General features: G+C 54.1%; 14 protein-coding genes. 3 read left to right on the forward strand and 11 right to left on the reverse strand.

The window, feature by feature from the left end; translation table 11 throughout:
* Positions 1-105 precede the first annotated feature (105 nt).
* From ubiB to udp, 7 genes are all read right to left on the reverse strand, one after another.
* Positions 106-1,743 carry a ubiquinone biosynthesis regulatory protein kinase UbiB gene (ubiB, locus tag N7387_RS16270; RefSeq protein WP_262860246.1) on the reverse strand — a complete coding sequence of 546 codons (1,638 nt, stop codon included), beginning with the start codon at positions 1,741-1,743 and terminating at the stop codon, positions 106-108.
* Positions 1,730-2,404: an SCP2 domain-containing protein gene (locus N7387_RS16275; RefSeq protein ID WP_279800291.1), complete on the reverse strand. Its 675-nt coding sequence runs from the start codon at positions 2,402-2,404 to the stop codon at positions 1,730-1,732. The genes ubiB and N7387_RS16275 overlap by 14 nt, the downstream gene beginning before the upstream one ends.
* Before the next feature lies 1 nt (position 2,405).
* The gene (ubiE, locus tag N7387_RS16280; RefSeq protein WP_004238233.1) at positions 2,406-3,161 is read right to left on the reverse strand and encodes a bifunctional demethylmenaquinone methyltransferase/2-methoxy-6-polyprenyl-1,4-benzoquinol methylase UbiE; all 756 of its coding nucleotides are present in this window, start codon (positions 3,159-3,161) and stop codon (positions 2,406-2,408) included.
* Between the two features lie 60 nt (positions 3,162-3,221).
* Positions 3,222-4,646: a DNA recombination protein RmuC gene (gene rmuC / locus N7387_RS16285; protein WP_279800292.1), complete on the reverse strand. Its 1,425-nt coding sequence runs from the start codon at positions 4,644-4,646 to the stop codon at positions 3,222-3,224.
* A gap of 137 nt (positions 4,647-4,783) precedes the next feature.
* Positions 4,784-5,317: a DedA family protein gene (locus N7387_RS16290; RefSeq protein ID WP_262860281.1), complete on the reverse strand. Its 534-nt coding sequence runs from the start codon at positions 5,315-5,317 to the stop codon at positions 4,784-4,786.
* Between the two features lie 23 nt (positions 5,318-5,340).
* On the reverse strand, positions 5,341-6,123 hold the full coding sequence (locus N7387_RS16295) for a tyrosine-protein phosphatase (protein ID WP_262860249.1): 783 nt from the start codon (positions 6,121-6,123) through the stop codon (positions 5,341-5,343).
* Between the two features lie 132 nt (positions 6,124-6,255).
* Positions 6,256-7,011, reverse strand: a complete 756-nt coding sequence (gene udp, locus N7387_RS16300) for a uridine phosphorylase (protein ID WP_004238238.1) — start codon at positions 7,009-7,011, stop codon at positions 6,256-6,258.
* A 442-nt stretch (positions 7,012-7,453) separates the two neighbouring features.
* Here udp and N7387_RS16305 point away from each other — a divergent pair, with 442 nt between their 5' ends.
* Together N7387_RS16305 and prfH are read left to right on the forward strand one after the other, a co-directional pair.
* Entirely contained in the window at positions 7,454-8,590 is a 1,137-nt protein-coding gene (locus N7387_RS16305) for an RNA ligase RtcB family protein (protein ID WP_279800294.1), read from the forward strand.
* On the forward strand, positions 8,587-9,198 hold the full coding sequence (prfH, locus tag N7387_RS16310) for a peptide chain release factor H (protein WP_279800314.1): 612 nt from the start codon (positions 8,587-8,589) through the stop codon (positions 9,196-9,198). Before N7387_RS16305 ends, prfH begins: the two co-directional genes overlap by 4 nt.
* Positions 9,199-9,264: 66 nt before the next feature.
* Here prfH and metE read toward each other — a convergent pair whose 3' ends face one another.
* Positions 9,265-11,550, reverse strand: coding sequence for a 5-methyltetrahydropteroyltriglutamate--homocysteine S-methyltransferase (metE, locus tag N7387_RS16315; RefSeq protein WP_279800295.1), 2,286 nt, complete (start codon positions 11,548-11,550; stop codon positions 9,265-9,267).
* A gap of 105 nt (positions 11,551-11,655) precedes the next feature.
* On the opposite strand from metE, the gene metR reads away from it, so the two are divergent.
* Entirely contained in the window at positions 11,656-12,618 is a 963-nt protein-coding gene (gene metR / locus N7387_RS16320; RefSeq protein WP_279800296.1) for an HTH-type transcriptional regulator MetR, read from the forward strand.
* Here metR and N7387_RS16325 read toward each other — a convergent pair.
* From N7387_RS16325 to N7387_RS16335, 3 genes are all read right to left on the reverse strand, one after another.
* Entirely contained in the window at positions 12,503-13,402 is a 900-nt protein-coding gene (locus tag N7387_RS16325; RefSeq protein WP_279800297.1) for a carboxylate/amino acid/amine transporter, read from the reverse strand. The genes metR and N7387_RS16325 overlap by 116 nt on opposite strands.
* 3 nt (positions 13,403-13,405) lie before the next feature.
* Entirely contained in the window at positions 13,406-15,055 is a 1,650-nt protein-coding gene (locus N7387_RS16330) for a Na+/H+ antiporter (protein WP_025154689.1), read from the reverse strand.
* A gap of 270 nt (positions 15,056-15,325) precedes the next feature.
* On the reverse strand, positions 15,326-16,672 hold the full coding sequence (locus tag N7387_RS16335; RefSeq protein ID WP_262860254.1) for an NCS2 family permease: 1,347 nt from the start codon (positions 16,670-16,672) through the stop codon (positions 15,326-15,328).
* Between the last annotated feature and the right edge of the window lie 15 nt (positions 16,673-16,687).

Raw genomic sequence — 16,687 nt, forward strand, 5'->3', positions numbered from 1 at the left:
TAGTTTTACCTCAAATTGATATGGACCTACTTACTTCATTATATACAACCACAGCCGTATACGGAAATACACAACATCGGCTGAAACCTTGCTTTAACTCAATCTTTACTTCATTTTACCGGATTGCCACCATCCTGTTACCCAGGTGAGCGCACCAAAAAACATCAGAACCCATGGTGCAACCGGTGCACCGGCCAGATGGAACAGCCCGGCACAGATAAACAATGTCGCCCCGATGCCCAGGGAGAAATTCGCTTTCCGCTGAGCCGCCTGCTGCTGTTTCATCTGCTCTGCCAGCCGCTCAACACCGGATTGCAGACGGCGCTGCTGCTTAAGACTGTCATACACCAGTTCCGGTAATTCCGGTAGTTTTTCCGCCCAGAACGGCGCTTTTTCTTTGATACTGCGGATCACTGCTTTTACGCCAATCTGACTTTTCAGCCACGACTCAAGGAATGGTTTCGCGGTTTTCCACAGATCCAGCTGCGGATAAAGCTGGCGTCCGAGCCCCTCAACATACAGCAGGGTTTTCTGTAATAAAACCAGCTGCGGCTGAACTTCCATATTAAAGCGCCGGGCGGTATTAAACAGGTTCAGCAGCACATGACCGAAAGAGATTTCTGCCAGCGGTTTTTCAAAAATCGGTTCGCATACCGTACGGATAGCAAATTCAAAATCTTCCACATTGGTATCCGGCGGCACCCAGCCGGAATCCACATGCAGCTCAGCCACTTTGCGGTAATCACGGTTAAAGAAGGCAATAAAGTTTTCCGCGAGATAGCGCTTATCTTCTTTATTCAGTGAGCCGACAATACCGCAGTCGATACCAATATACTGAGGATCGTCCGGATGCTCACGGCTGACAAAAATATTACCCGGATGCATATCCGCATGGAAGAAACTGTCGCGGAAAACCTGCGTGAAGAAGACCTGCACGCCGCGCTCAGCCAGTAACTTCATGTTTGTGCCCTGCTCATGCAGAGCCGCAATATCAGAAACCGGAATACCGTAGATCCGCTCCATGATCAACACATTTTCACGGCAGAGATCGGGATAAACCTCCGGTACATAGAGCATCGGGCTGTTTTCAAAATTACGGCGCAACTGAATGGCATTAGCCGCTTCGCGTTGCAGATTCAGCTCATCCAGCAGTGTTTTTTCATACTCACGTACGACCTCTTTCGGCCGCAGACGTCTGCCGTCCGGTAACAGGGGAACCATGTTCGCCAGCCGGTACATCAGATGAATATCCGCCTGAATCACCGGCAGGATATCCGGACGGATCACTTTCAGTACCACCGCCTGTCCGTTTTCTTTCAGGACAGCGGTGTGTACCTGCGCAATTGATGCGGATGCCAGCGGGGTAATATCAAAATCATCGAACCAGGTTTCCACTGGTCCTTCCAGGGCATCTTCAATGGTTTTCTTTGCCAGATTACCGTCAAATGATGAAACGCGATCCTGCAGCAGCGCCAGCTGATCGGCAATGGCCGGCGGGAACAGATCCCGGCGGGTGGAAAGCATCTGCCCGAACTTTATCCATACCGGCCCCAGTTCCTGAAGCGCCAGACGCAGACGCTCACCCAGCACTTTGTCTTTATGCTTGTTCGGCATCCAGAACAGTGAACGGCGCCAGAGGCGGATAGCCCAGCTCAGACGATTTTTGGGGATCAGTTCATCCAGCCCGTAATTCAGGAGAGTGCGGATGATAAAATAGAGGCGTTTTATTTCACTCGGTCTCATACCCGGTTCCTGCTTTTTTTTCCAGACGGGCGAGGCGCGCCTCAAGTTCATTTGCGGTTTGTGCAGCATCCGCAACTTCATCACAGAAATGAGCGGCTTCCAGTGCAGAAGGAGCAAGCGCCCACTCACGGGTGACCGCACCGGTCAGGTATTCCTGCTGACGGCATACTGCACGACGGATAAACTGCCCGCCTTTTACGGCGATCTGAGTCAGTGTCTGCGCGGCAATATCGCCGGTATACGGCGCCAGATAATGTGCCGGATCCCATTCCGCCATATCCAGCAGCGCGGAAAAGTGCTGAATAACCTGCATATCACCGTCAATCACGATATCACCCTGCCGGATCAGTGCAGAAAGCTGTTGTTTGTCTTTCAGTTTCAGCAGAGTGAGAAAACGGGTTTGCAGTACACAGTCAGCCGGGTCTTCCCAGCGGGAAATCACATCCAGCTGCTTTTCACTGAAGATCAGTGTGAACTGCATATCCGGCTCTGTCAGCCGGAGGGTGAGTGTTTTACCGGTCAGACGGGCGCGGGCCGGCTTCAGTACCGTTTCGCTGTACAGCAGCCGGTTAAGTACCGTTTCCAGAAATCCGGCAACCACAGGATAAAGTGCCTGCGGACTGACAGGAGACGGAATATTTTCTGCAAACGTATCAGCCATATCAGAATTTGAACCCTTTATGCAGCGCCACAATGCCGCCGGTCATATTGGTATAGGAAACATGCTCAAATCCGGCATTTTCCATCATGCCTTTCAGGGTTTCCTGATCCGGATGCATGCGGATGGATTCGGCAAGATAGCGGTAGCTGTCCGCATCATTCACAACCGCCTGCCCGATACGCGGCAGCACGTGGAAGGAATAAGCGTCATATACTTTACTCAGCGGTTCAATTACCGGTTTGGAGAATTCCAGCACCAGCAGGCGACCACCCGGTTTTAACACACGGAACATGGAGCGGAGTGCTTTGTCTTTATCAGTGACATTACGCAGCCCGAAAGAGATGATGATGCAGTTGAAGTAATCATCCGGGAACGGCAGTTCTTCGGCGTTCGCCTGAACATAATTCACATTGCCGACAACCCCGTGGTTACGCAGCTTTTCCCGGCCCATTTTCAGCATGGAGTCGTTAATATCCGCAAGGATCACCTGCCCGTTTTCACCGACCATACGGGAAAATTTTGCGGTAAAATCACCGGTTCCCCCGGCAAGATCCAGCACCCGCTGACCGCGGCGGACACCACTGGCATCAATAGTAAAACGTTTCCAGACACGATGGATGCCGAAAGACATCAGGTCATTCATCAGATCGTATTTTGCGGCAACAGAATGAAAGACGTTTGCCACCATACCTGCTTTTTCGTTTCTGTTAACAGTGCGAAAACCAAAATCGATTGTATCCCGGGATTGCTCTTCCATTCTCTTCTTGCCTGTTTTGCCTGTGTGCATGAATTAGTGATCGGAAAAGTGTATCAGCCTTTACCGCAAAACCCTATGCTCATTGTGTTGTTCTGCGAAATTAGCCGGGACCTCCGGCAGTTCATCCGCGGCACTGTCCTGCTGTTCACTGAGGCGGGCTTTCTGCACCAGAATTTCATCCAGCGGGCGTTTTACCTCAACCCCCAGTTCACGGAAGCTTTCTGCCTGTGACAGCAGGTTTCCGCGACCGGTGGTCAGTTTTTTCATCGCCCCGTGGTATGTGCTCTGGGCTTTATCCAGCGCCTGACCGATAGCGTCCATTTCCTCGGTAAACAGGCGGAGTTTGTCATACAGACGCGCGGCCCGTTGTGCAATTGCCTGACTGTTTTCATGCTGATGTTCATAACGCCAGAGATTGGCGATTGTCCGCAGCGCCACCAGCAGTGTGGACGGGCTGACCAGCATGATATTGCTTCTGAGGGCTTCGTCCAGTAACACACTTTCCTGCCCGACCGCTGCCAGAAACGCCGGTTCGACAGGGATAAACATCAGTACATAATCCAGCGAGTTAATCCCGCTGAGATCCTGGTATTCTTTGCGGCTCAGACCGCGGATGTGCTGACGCACAGAGTTGATATGTTCCGTCAGTGCCGCCTGCCGGGCGTCCGGGGTGTCACTGTTGAAGTAACGCTCGTAGGCCACCAGCGATACTTTGGCGTCCACAATCACCTGCTTGTTCTGTGGCAGGTAAATCACCACATCCGGCTGATAACGGCTTTGCTGTTCGTTTTTCAGGCTGACCTGGGTGGCGAATTCATGGCCCTCGCGCAGACCGGAGGCCTCCAGGATACGGGCAAGAATCGTTTCCCCCCAATTACCCTGCATTTTATTGTCACCTTTCAGGGCATTGGTGAGGTTGACCGCTTCCTGCGCCATCCGCAGATTAAGCTGTTGCAGGCGCTGAATTTCATGTGTCAGGGTGTGGCGTTCACGGCTTTCCTGGCTGTAACTTTCCTGCACCTGCCGGTTAAAGTTATCCAGCTGTTCACGGAACGGACGCAGCAGCATGGACAGGCTCTGGCGGTTGAGTTCATCTGTCCGGCGGCCGCTCTGTTCAAAGATACGGGAAGCCAGGTTTTCAAACTGGGTATTCAGGCGTTGCTCACTGTTAAGCAGCAGCCGCTGTTTTTCTTCAGCAGCCAGGCGGCTCTCTTCCAGCCGGGTGGTCAGCTCACGGATTTCAGCTTCCTGCTGTGCGCTGATATGACGGGCATTTTCCAGTGATTGTTCACTCTGTTCTCTGGCCTGCTGCCAATATGCTGCCTGACGCTGGGTTTCATCCAGCAGAGCCAGTTGCGCAATATTGTCCTGTAACAGCCGGTTTTTGTCCGTCAGCCGCTGTTGCAGGCTGAACCAGACCACACCGCCGCCCAGCAGAATTCCGCTCAGAATGCCGATAAAACCATAAAGCCACTGAATATCCACGATGGCCGTCTCCTCCGCGAGTCACTTACGCCGCTTACGGTAAAATAGCACTGTACAGATGTCCACTGTCTTTTTACTGTCCGCCGTTTTTTTCGGCGCGTCACGCAAAAATCAATGTAATCCGTGAAAATGCGGCGCTATCCGCCCATCAGTCCGGCCATCCATTTCAGCCCGAACGCGCCGGGGGCCAGCAGGCCGAATGCCCAGATCACGGCAGAAGACAGGTTCGCCAGCTGAAAATGGCGCTGCGGCATCGCGCAGATCCCGGCCACCAGCGGTACCACGGCGCGGAACGGCCCGAAGAAGCGCCCGAAGAAGACACCCCATATTCCCCATTTTTCAAAGAACTGATGCCCTCTGACCAGGGTTTGCGGGGAGCGTGAAATCGGCCACATATGACGGACATTATCCTTGTAGTAGTAGCCGATGTAATAGGAGATCCAGTCGCCGAAAAAGCCACCGGTGGCCGCCGCCAGAAAGACCGGCATAAAATTCAGCCCGCCTTCCCCGATCAGCGCCCCGACCCCGAGCAGAATCACCGTTGCCGGGAACAACAGGGAAAGAAATGCGAGAGATTCACCGAATGCCAGCACGAAGACGATCGGCAATGCCCAGAATTCATGTTCACGGACAAATGCGGTGACGGTGGTAATAATATCTGCCGGTGCCAGAAAATCCCCCTTACTGTCTGATCTTATTCAAGGAAATGGTTGCGGATTTTATCGCGGACTGCCGTTGTCAGCCCGATATCTTTCGCCAGCCAGGTATCAATACTGCCATAATGCGAATGAATGCTTTTCAGCGCGGTATTCAGGAAGTCAGGCTGTACGGAGTACACATAGGCGAATTTCTCCACCACCGCTTCCGGCATATTTTTCGCGTGCTCTGCCAGCAGTTCATGGCGGTACGGCGCCAGCGTGTCATTGGTCAGCAGGTAATCTTCCATCACCATATCGGTATCCGCGCCGAGTGCAAACAGCACCAGTGCCGACCCCACACCAGTCCGGTCTTTGCCGACCGCACAATGCTGCACAATACCGCCTTTTTCCGGATTGCGCAGCATATCACCGAGTGCATGATACGCCGGGTTGCCCAGCGGCAGCAGTTCATAGAGGCGCAGCATAAAGGCTTTCGGATCAAACTCCGTCAGTGCTTCATTGCCGAGCTTCTCAAGGTTAGCATCCACTTCCTTTGACATCGGATTTGCCGGTGCGTTCGTGTACAGCGCACCCTGCCACAGACGATCCGGTTTATCAGCAATTTCACCGCTGTCGCGGTAATCCAGGATCTGAAACAGATTCTGCTCTGTCAGCCGGGTTAAGTCGTTGTCGCTCAGGCGATCCAGCGCCCCGGCACGGAACAGCAGGCCGGGTTTGATTTTACTGCCGTCCGGCAGCACTTTGTTTCCCAGGTCACGGAAATTGATCCCGCCGTCGAGCGGCAGTACGGAAGGATGCGGTAATGGCTGTCTGGTCATTGATACCTCTTTATCATTATTATCAGTATGTTCGGCACGATCACTGTATCAGATTTACAGAATGAATGATTAAAAAAAAACCGTACCACCGGAAAATCCGGCGATACGGCTGATTCATGAAACCGGTAACGATCAGATGAGATGACGGGCGGCTTCCACCACAATATCCAGGGTATTGGATTCGGTTTTCTTCATCTTCGCTTCATCAGGAATTTCCTGCTGGGTGCGGTTAACGATAACGCCCGCAACCATCCCGGCACGCAGCCCCTGGCTGGCGCACATGGTCAGCAGTGTGGCGGATTCCATTTCAAAGTTCATCACGCCCATTTCCTGCCACTCTTTCATTGATCCTTTGAACCGGCGGGTCACACGGCCGCTGAACGTATCATAACGCTCCTGGCCCGGATAGAAAGTATCAGAAGAAGCGGTCACACCAATATGAACGGTGGCTTTGGCTGCTTTCGCTGCATTTACCAGCGCGGTGGTGCATTCAAAGTCAGCCACGGCCGGGAATTCCATCGGCGCAAAGTGCAGGCTTGCACCATCCAGGCGCACCGCCGCCGTGGTCACAAGGACATCACCGACATTAATGTTTTCCTGAATCGCTCCGGTGGTACCGATACGCAGGAACGTGCGGATCCCCAGCTGTGCCAGTTCTTCCACCGCGATAGAGGTGGACGGGCCGCCGATGCCGGTTGAACAGACGATAACCGCTTTGCCGTCCAGTTCACCGCGCCATGAGGTGAATTCACGCAGAGACGCGAGATGAACAGGGTTATCCATCAGGCGGGCAATTTTTTCGACCCGGTTCGGATCGCCCGGTACGATAGCCAGCGTCGCACCCTGTAAATCTGCTTTAGTCAAACCTAAATGAAATACATCAGCCATCCTGAACTCCTTAGCGAAAAAATGATTATTGAGGACACTGTAGCGTGCCACTGCACAAAATTTAGTGATTATTATCACTTCATTGATACGTTTCTATGAATCAATTACATAAAAATGAGATTCAAATCACACAAACAGCAGTTTATGCTGAAAATGTCGCCGGACTGCTCTGTGAAAAAGCAAAACACGGGTTGCTTTTTTATCCGCCTCACTCTACTATCCGCACCACTCCGGCACGCGATGCGTGCTGACCTGTCACTTTCAGAACGTAAGGAGGTTCATATGACTACATTACTGTGCACACTTTGCGGGCTCTTGCAGAACTGATTATCACACCGGTATTACAGCGTTATTTCTCCGTATTACCCGTCCCTGTTTCCTGTCTGTTTCTTCCTGACTGCCCGCCATAAACCCGAATTTTCACTATTTTCCGGAATGGATTATGGGCAATTATATGCATTTTGTCGCGCCGGGCGTCTCTTATATCGCCTCGGATGCGACGTGGATCGAAAGTAACGCGATTCAGCAACTGATCACCACCGCACAATTACCGGGTATGACTGCGGTTGCCGGTATGCCGGATCTGCATCCCGGCAGAGGCTATCCGGTGGGTGCGGCATTTTTCTCTGAAGGCCGTTTTTATCCCGCATTGGTCGGTAACGACATCGGCTGCGGTATGGCGCTGTATCAGACTGAGCTGAAAATCAGCAAACTCAACGCGGACAAAGCCGAAAAGCAACTGCGCAGCATGCATGACCATGCGGATACAGACTGGCTGGCAGAGCATGTGAGCGATCACTTCGCTTCACATCCGTTTGCCGCCTCTCTGTCTTCTGTCGGCGGCGGGAATCATTTTGCTGAGTTTCAGCAAATTGACAAAGTTTGTGATGACGGGCTGTTTGCTGCGTCCGGGCTGGATAAACAGCGGATGATACTGCTGGTTCACAGCGGTTCACGCGGACTGGGGCAAATGATTCTGCGTCATCATGTTGAGCAGTTCAGCCACGACGGTCTGACAGACAACACGCCGGAAGCGGCGGAATACCTGACTGCACATCAGCAGGCGCTGGATTTTGCACAACACAACCGGGCGCTGATTGCACTGCGGATGATGCAGCAGCTGCGTACCAAAGGAGAGACGGTACTCGATATCAATCACAACCTGGTGGAAGCCTGTACGGTGAACGGTCGTGACGGCTGGCTGCACCGGAAAGGGGCCACCCCGGTGGATCATGATTATGTGGTGATCCCCGGCTCACGCGGTGATTACAGTTATCTGGTGAAACCACAGGCAACCGCTGACAGCCTTTACTCTCTCGCACACGGCGCAGGGCGTAAATGGATGCGCACCGAGTGCAAAGGACGCCTTTCTCACCGCTATACCCCGGCACAGTTATCCCGCACCGATCTCGGCAGCCGGGTGATCTGTGCCAATAAGCAGCTGATTTATGAGGAAGCACCGCAATCCTATAAATCCATTGAGACAGTGATTGAAAGCCTGTCAGGTGCCGGGCTGATTACCGTGGTGGCGCGGCTGAAACCGTTGCTGACCTACAAAACGAGCGGGGAGTGCTGCTGATGTTATTACAGTTTTCTGCCGCTCACGGCTCTGAGGAATGCTGTCTGGCGGTGAAGCACGCGCTGCGTCTCTTTTTGCAGGAGGCCGCACAGTCAGCGGTCACCGTGACCATTGCGGAGGAAATGCCGTCACAGCACGGCCTGCATTCCGCCCTGCTGTCACTGGACGGAGAGCATGCGGATACGCTGGCGGATCACTGGTGCGGGACATTGCAGTGGCAGTGTGCCAGCCCGTTCCGCCCGACACACCGGCGTAAAAACTGGTTTATCGGCATCCGCCGTTTTACTGCGCCGCAGACGGTATCAGACAGTGAGATTGTCTTTGAACGTCTTAAATCACAGGGGCCGGGCGGTCAGCATGTGAATAAGACTGAATCCGCTGTCCGTGCCACGCACATTGCCACCGGTATTACGGTTAAAGTGCAGTCTGAACGCAGCCAGCACGCCAACAAAAAACTGGCCTGCCGCCTGATTGAATGGCATCTCAGCCAGTATCAGCAACAGCAGTCCGCATCACTGAACGGCGAGCGTCACCGGTCACATCACCAGATCGAACGCGGCCGGGCAACACGCTGCTTCAGCGGGCCGGATTTTCGTCCGGTCAGCTGACAGCACATAACACAAAGCCGGTCATCACTGACCGGCTTTTCTCCTCTTTATATAAGGCAGATTTCCTCAGCGGGATGTCAGCGGATTCTCCCGCAGACGGCGCGCCGCTTCTACCATGTTCGCCAGAGCTTTGCGGGTTTCATCCCAGCCGCGCGTTTTCAGGCCGCAGTCCGGGTTAACCCACAGACGCTCCACGGCAATCTTATCCGCCGCTTTGCGCAGCAGCGCTTCGATCCACTCCACTTCCGGTACATTCGGCGAGTGAATATCATAAACACCCGGCCCGATTTCATTCGGATAATCGAAATCTTCAAATGCTTCCAGAAGCTCCATATCAGAGCGTGATGTTTCAATGGTGATCACATCCGCATCCAGCGCCGCAATGGAATCCATGATGTCATTGAATTCGCAGTAACACATATGGGTGTGGATCTGGGTGTCATTCTCCGCGACTGCGGCATTCAGCCGGAAAGCATCCACTGCCCAGGTAAGATACTCCGCCCATTCTGCCCGGCGCAGCGGCAGCCCTTCGCGCAGTGCCGGTTCATCGATCTGGATAATACCAATCCCGGCTTTCTGCAAATCGTCCACTTCATCACGCAGTGCCAGAGCAATCTGTTTGGCAATGGTTTCACGGCTGACATCCTCGCGCGGGAATGACCAGCAGAGAATGGTCACCGGCCCGGTCAGCATGCCTTTCACCGGCTTGCTGGTCAGGGATTGCGCGTACGTTGCCCAGTCAACGGTGATCGGTTCCGGACGGCTGATGTCCCCGATAATCACCGGCGGTTTCACACAGCGGGAACCGTAGCTCTGCACCCAGCCGTTCTGCGTAAAGACATAGCCGTCGAGATGCTCGCCGAAATACTCCACCATGTCATTACGTTCCGCTTCACCGTGAACCAGCACATCCAGTCCGAGCCGTTCCTGCTCATTAATCGCCTGCTTAATATGTTCAGAGATATTAGTACGGTAGAACGCTTTATCGATATTCCCTTTTTTGAAGTTCAGACGCAGCCCGCGGATTTCCGTGGTTTGCGGAAAAGATCCGATTGTAGTGGTCGGCCACAGCGGCAAATTAAAACGACTGCGTTGTGCTTCTGCACGTTCGGCATACGGCGCGGCGCGTTCGCTGTCACGGGCGGTTACCGCAGCCAGCCGGGCAGCCACCGCCGCATTGTGAACGCGGGAAGAATCACGGCGGCGGGTAATCGGCGCACTGTATTCCGCCAGTGCGGCGATATCATCTGCCGAGCCGCTGTTAACCGCACGGGTCAGCAATGCCAGTTCCTCACATTTCTGCTGTGCGAAGGCAAACCAGCTTTTGACTTCTTCATCCAGTTTGGTTTCGTCCCGAAGGTCAATCGGGCTGTGCAGCAATGAGCAGGATGTACCGATCCACAGGTCGCGTTTTCCGGCCAGCGGGGCGATTACATCATATTTTTGCCGCAGATCGGCACGCCAGACATTGCGCCCGTTAATCAGACCGGCAGAGAGCAGCCAGTCCGCCGGTAATGCATCGTGGATAGCCTGAATATCATCACCGCCCGCGACGAAATCGACGTGCAGCCCCTGAACCGGCAACTCACGGATCAACGGTAAGTGGTGACTCACTCCGTCAAAATACGTGGTCAGCAGCAGTTTTGCATGTCCCTGCAAAGCATCATATGTCGTGCGGTAAGCATCCTGCCACTCCGGCGGCAGATCCAGCACCAGCGCCGGTTCATCAATCTGAATCCACTCAATACCGCGCTGCGCCAGCTTTTCCAGTACGATTTTATAGGCTTCTAACAGTGACGGCAGTAATGATAAGCGGTCAAACTGAGCCCCTTTCACTTTACCGAGCCACAGATAGGTCACCGGGCCGAGCAGCACCGGCTTAACCGCAAAGCCTTGTTCCAGTGCCTCATCCACCTCGTCAAACAGCTGCGGCCAGCTCACGGTGAAGGTTTGACCGCGCTGAAACTCCGGCACAATGTAGTGATAGTTGGTGTTAAACCATTTGGTCATTTCCGCTGCTGCGGCCGGTTCACCGGAAGGCGCACGTCCACGGGCGATACGGAACAGCGTATCGAGGTCAATTTTCCCGTCTGCACCGGCATGACGCGGCGGCACATTGCCGAACAGCAGGCTGGTGCCGAGAACATGATCGTACCAGGCGAAATCCCCGACCGGTAATAATTCAACCCCGGCCTCTTTTTGCAGCTGCCAGTGACGGCGGCGTAATTCACGACCGGTATCGCGCAGCTCATCCTGCGAAATCTGCCCTGCCCAATAACCTTCAAGCGCTTTTTTCAGTTCCCGTTTCAGGCCGATGCGCGGAAAACCCAGAGTGTGATTATGTGTCGTCATAAAAAATCCTATCATTTAGCCATCCAGATGTTTACACATCCATAATCAACGGGTACTGTATAAGAAACAAGCGCAAATTCTTCATCGCTAACCTGAAGGTTCCTCATGATAGAAATAAAACATTTAAAAACGATTCAGGCACTGAATCAGTCAGGGTCACTCGCGGGAGCCGCAGGTGCGTTGCATCAGACACAATCCGCCCTTTCCCATCAGTTCAGTGAACTGGAGCACCGGCTCGGCTACCGGATTTTTATCCGCAAAACCCAGCCGCTGCAATTTACCCCGCAGGGACAGGTACTGTTACAGCTGGCGGAGCAGGTACTGCCGCTGGTAAAAGATGCTATCCGTGAATGTAATGAGCCGGGACTGACCGCACTGCGCGTGGCGATTGAGTGCCACAGCTGCATTCAGTGGCTGACCCCTGCTCTGGCGCATTTCCGCGAGAGCTGGCCGCAGATTAATGTCGATTTCACTTCCGGGGTCAGTTTTGATCCGCAGCCGGAACTGCTGAAACGCGAACTCGATGTGGTGCTGACATCCGATATTGATGAGCAGCACAACGGGAAGCTGACGTATACGCCGCTGTTTGATTATGAGGTGAAACTGGTGGTGGCACCGGAGCATCCGCTGGCCCGCCGTCTGCATATCCAGCCGCAGGATCTGACCGCAGAAACCCTGCTGATTTATCCGGTACAGCGCCAGCGCTTTGATATCTGGCGGCGTTTCCTGCAACCGGCCGGTGTTTCCCCGCAGATAAAAACCGTGGATAACACCCTGCTGATGATCCAGATGGTCGCCGCCCGTATGGGGATCGCCGCACTGCCGCACTGGGCGGTGGAGAATTTTGAAAGACAGGGGATGGTGGTGACCAAAACCTTAGGGGAAGGATTGTGGAGCCGGCTGTATGCCGCAAACCGCAGCGGGGAACAGCGCCAGCCGGCTGTTGAGTCGTTTATTCGCGCGACGCGTCAGCACGCGGTGGACAATCTGCCTTTTGTAAAGACGGCTTCAGTATCCATACCCGGTGTACCCACAGAGATGCCACAATCAGGGTTGCGCCAATGCTGAACGTGAGCCAGTTCGGATGTTGCTGCCAGATGGCAAAGTTCACCAGTAACCCCGCCGGAACCATCATGTTGTTCATGATCGCGAGTGTTCCGGCGTCCACCTGCGTGGCGCCGTAGTTCCACATAAAGTAGCCGATCCCGGATGCCCCGATCCCCAGCCACAGCAGGACACCCCACTGTAACTGCGTGGACGGCATTTTGGCGAAATTACCGAACAGCAGCCAGCCCGCCAGCGCCACCACACAGGCACCGAGGTAGAACCAGAAAAACGCCGTGCGCTGCACCAGCGGATGCACTTCCATCAACCGCTTGTAACCGACCTGACCGATAGCAAAGAAGATATTCGCCAGCTGCACCAGAATCAACCCCGTCCAGAAAGAATCACTGAGATGGTCATAGCGGATCACCGCCGCACCAATCACCGCCAGCAGCGAACTGAATACATAACCCCAGCGCAACCCGCGCCGCTCCAGCAGATCATAAATCAGCGTCACATACAGGGGGGTCAGCACGGTAAACAGCAGGAATTCCGCGACAGTCAGGTAGTTGTAGGCATGGAAAACAAAGAGATACATAATACCGAGCTGACAGGCACCCACCGCCATATACATCAGAATGACTTTCGGAGCGATCCCGCGCCAGCGCAGAAACGGCAGAAAAACCAGTGCCGCCAGCGACACACGGACTAATACAGAGAACCAGCTGTCCACCTGACCGGCGAGATACTCGCCAATCAGGCTGAACGATGCGGCCCACAGGATCGTGGTAATTATCAGTAACGGCATCGGTTATGTTTCTTTCTCAACCAGCAGGGCTTCCAGCAGATCCAGATCATGCAGCAGCAGTTGCAGGGTTTCATTGCTGATATTACGGGTCGCACGCTGGTGATACAGCTCGCCGCGCTCGGCACGCAGTGCGGTCAGACGGAAACGGCGCTCCAGATCTTCCACCTGGAGGTTATATTCCATCTCATCCCCCCCGGCGGTACGCCGCCTGAGGTGTCCGGCCACCCGCGAGGCCACCTCACTGATCGCTTCCGCATCCAGCGCTTCATCCGAACTGGCGGACAGACGCTCTTCCATCTTGCCGATACTGACAATGGCCACTTCCGCCATCGCCGCTTTCGCCGCGCGGATTTCATTGGCATCCGCCTGTTTATCCCCGACATTCATCCCTTTGAGCAGGAACGGCAGCGATACCACCCCCATAAAGAGTGAGAAGATAATCACGCCGGCGGCGATAAACACCATCTGATAACGGGCCGGGAACGGCGTGCCGTCCGGCAGGAACAACGGGATGGACAGTACCCCCGCCAGCGTTATCGCCCCGCGTACCCCGGCAAATGATGCCAGCCACAGATCACGGGTGGAGTAAAACGTAAAATCCAGCGGCTTGCGTTTTAAGGTCAGGCGGCTGACGGTTTTCATCATCCACAACCAGCAGAAACGCAGCACCAGCAGGGCAAAGTAGATCACGATAACCGCGGTAAACAGCATCCAGGTTTCTACTGTCGGGTCAAGTTCCGCCTCAATAACGGACACCTGCCAGATCCCCGGCAGTTGCAGACCGAGCATAATAAAGACCAGGCCGTTAAAGACAAATTCCAGCATCCCCCAGACATTATCCGCCCGCAGACGCATTGCCAGCGGTGCATTACGGATAACCCCGGATTTACTGATAGTCATCCCCGCCGCCACAGCGGCCAGGATACCGGACACACCGATGTGTTCCGCGATCAGATAAGAGGCAAACGGCAGCAGTAACATAAAGACGATTTGCGTGGCCGGGTCATCCCCGCTCCAGCGGCTCATCAGACGCAGTGATTTACTGTACAGCCAGGTGACCGCCACCCCGGCCAGCAGGCCGCCGATAGCGACTTTGAAGAATTCCAGGGTGACACCGGTGACGGAGAAAATCATCGTGCCCATGACAATTGCCACGGCAAATTTCAGCGCGACCAGACCGGAGGCGTCATTCATCAGCGCCTCCCCTTCCAGAATGCCCATCATCTGTTTCGGAATGCGCCCTTTGCCGACAATCGACGACAGCGCCACGGCATCTGTCGGAGACAGCACCGCCGCAAGGGCAAAGGCCGGAATCAGCTCAATCCCCGGCATCAGCCAGTAGATCAGATACCCGATGCCGATAACCGTCACCAGCACCAGGAACAGCACCAGGATGAAGATTTCCCGCCCTTTCTGCATAAACTCCCTGGTCGGGGTCTTCCAGCCGTCAACAAACAGCAACGGCGGTATCAGCAGGACGAGAAACAGTTCAGGATCGAACGTGACATGCAGACCAAACTGCGGGAAGGCAAGCAGGGCCCCCATTGCGATCTGAATGATGGGTAACGGAATACGATACGGGATCATTTTGGTGAGAACACCGGACACCGACACGACCAGAATCAAAATAAGAATCGTAAAGAATATTTCCATATTACCCTTACTGAACTTAGGGCCTAATCAGCCCGCTGACAAAAAGATACTGTTAATAACGGCAAAAAAACCGCAATAAGAGCCCGGAGGAGAAAAAATTACCGCCGGTTGCCACTATCATACAAAAAAAGCAGCGGCGGATGCGTTATTCGCCACTGCTATTTTATCTTCTCAGGCCATTAAATCGGGCAATTAATTAGTGTTTTAAGATAAATCGTATAAATAAAGCGTATCCTCACCAACAGCTTCCGTGAAATGGTGATTTATGACTTAAATCGCCCAGCCACCAGCATAAAATGCCACCAGTGCCGCTGCGATAAGCACTGTACCGATATTCAGCTTACGCCATTCCCCTCCGGCGATACGACCGATAACCAGTGAAGCAAAGCCCAGCATAATCCCGGTCACAATATTACCGGTCAGTACAATGAAGACCGCACACAATAAACCTGACATAGAACCAACAAAGTCACTGAAATCCAGTTTACTGACATTACTCAGCATCAGCAGACCGACATACATCAGCGCCGGTGCTGTCGCATAGGCCGGTACCAGGTAAGAGAGCGGAGAGAGGAACAGGATCAGCAGGAACAGTACCCCGACCACGGTTGCGGTCAGACCGGTACGACCACCCGCAGCGGCACCGGCCGCAGATTCGATATACACCGCAGCAGGCGCCGCGCCGACAACACCGGCTACAATGCTGCTGACTGAGTCTGTCGTCAGGGCTTTGCCGCCGTTAATGATCTGATTATCTTTATCCAGCAGATTCGCCTGACCGGCTACCGCGCGGATCGTGCCTGTCGCATCAAACACCGCCGTCATCACCAGCGCCAGAACTGTTGGCAACACCAGTGGTTGCAGTGCGCCCATGATATCCATGCTGAAAAAGAGTGACAGCCCGTCATCACCAAGGGACGGTAATTTGAAAAAGCCCTGATATTTCACATTCGGATCAAAAATCAGCCCGATAACGGAAATCGCAATAATCACCAGCAGTACTGCCCCCGGGACTTTCAGGCGCTCCAGACCGAAAATCACCGCCAGACCCGCCAGCGCCATTATCACAGGGAAAGAGGTGAAATCCCCCAGTACCACCGGCATGCCTGCCTGCGGGTTTTTGATCACAAGGTCAATATTAGTGGCGGCAATCAGCAGCAGGAACAGACCGATACCGATCCCCGTGCCGTGGGCAATCCCCAGCGGGATATTGCGCAGGATCCACGTACGGATACCGGTGACAGAAATCAGGGTGAACAGCACCCCCATCAGGAACACCGCGCCCAGTACGACCGGGATCGGGATATTCTGACCAATCACCATACTGAATGCGGTAAAGGCGGTCAGGGAAATCGCACAGCCGATCGCCATCGGCAGGTTTGCCCATAACCCCATCAGCAGAGAACCGAGCCCGGCCACCAGACAGGTGGCGATAAAGACCGCCGTATGCGGGAAACCCGCCTGGCCGAGCATGCCCGGCACAACAATCACCGAGTACACCATCGCCAGGAATGTGGTCAGTCCGGCGAGAACTTCACGGCGGACAGTGGTGCCGCGCTCAGTCAGTTTAAAAAATTGGTCTAATTTGCACCCGCTTTGCGGCTGTGTCGCAGACATGTCATCACCTGTGTT

It is taken from the genome of Morganella sp. GD04133 (assembly GCF_029835375.1).
GTDB classification, from domain to species: domain Bacteria; phylum Pseudomonadota; class Gammaproteobacteria; order Enterobacterales; family Enterobacteriaceae; genus Morganella; species Morganella morganii_B.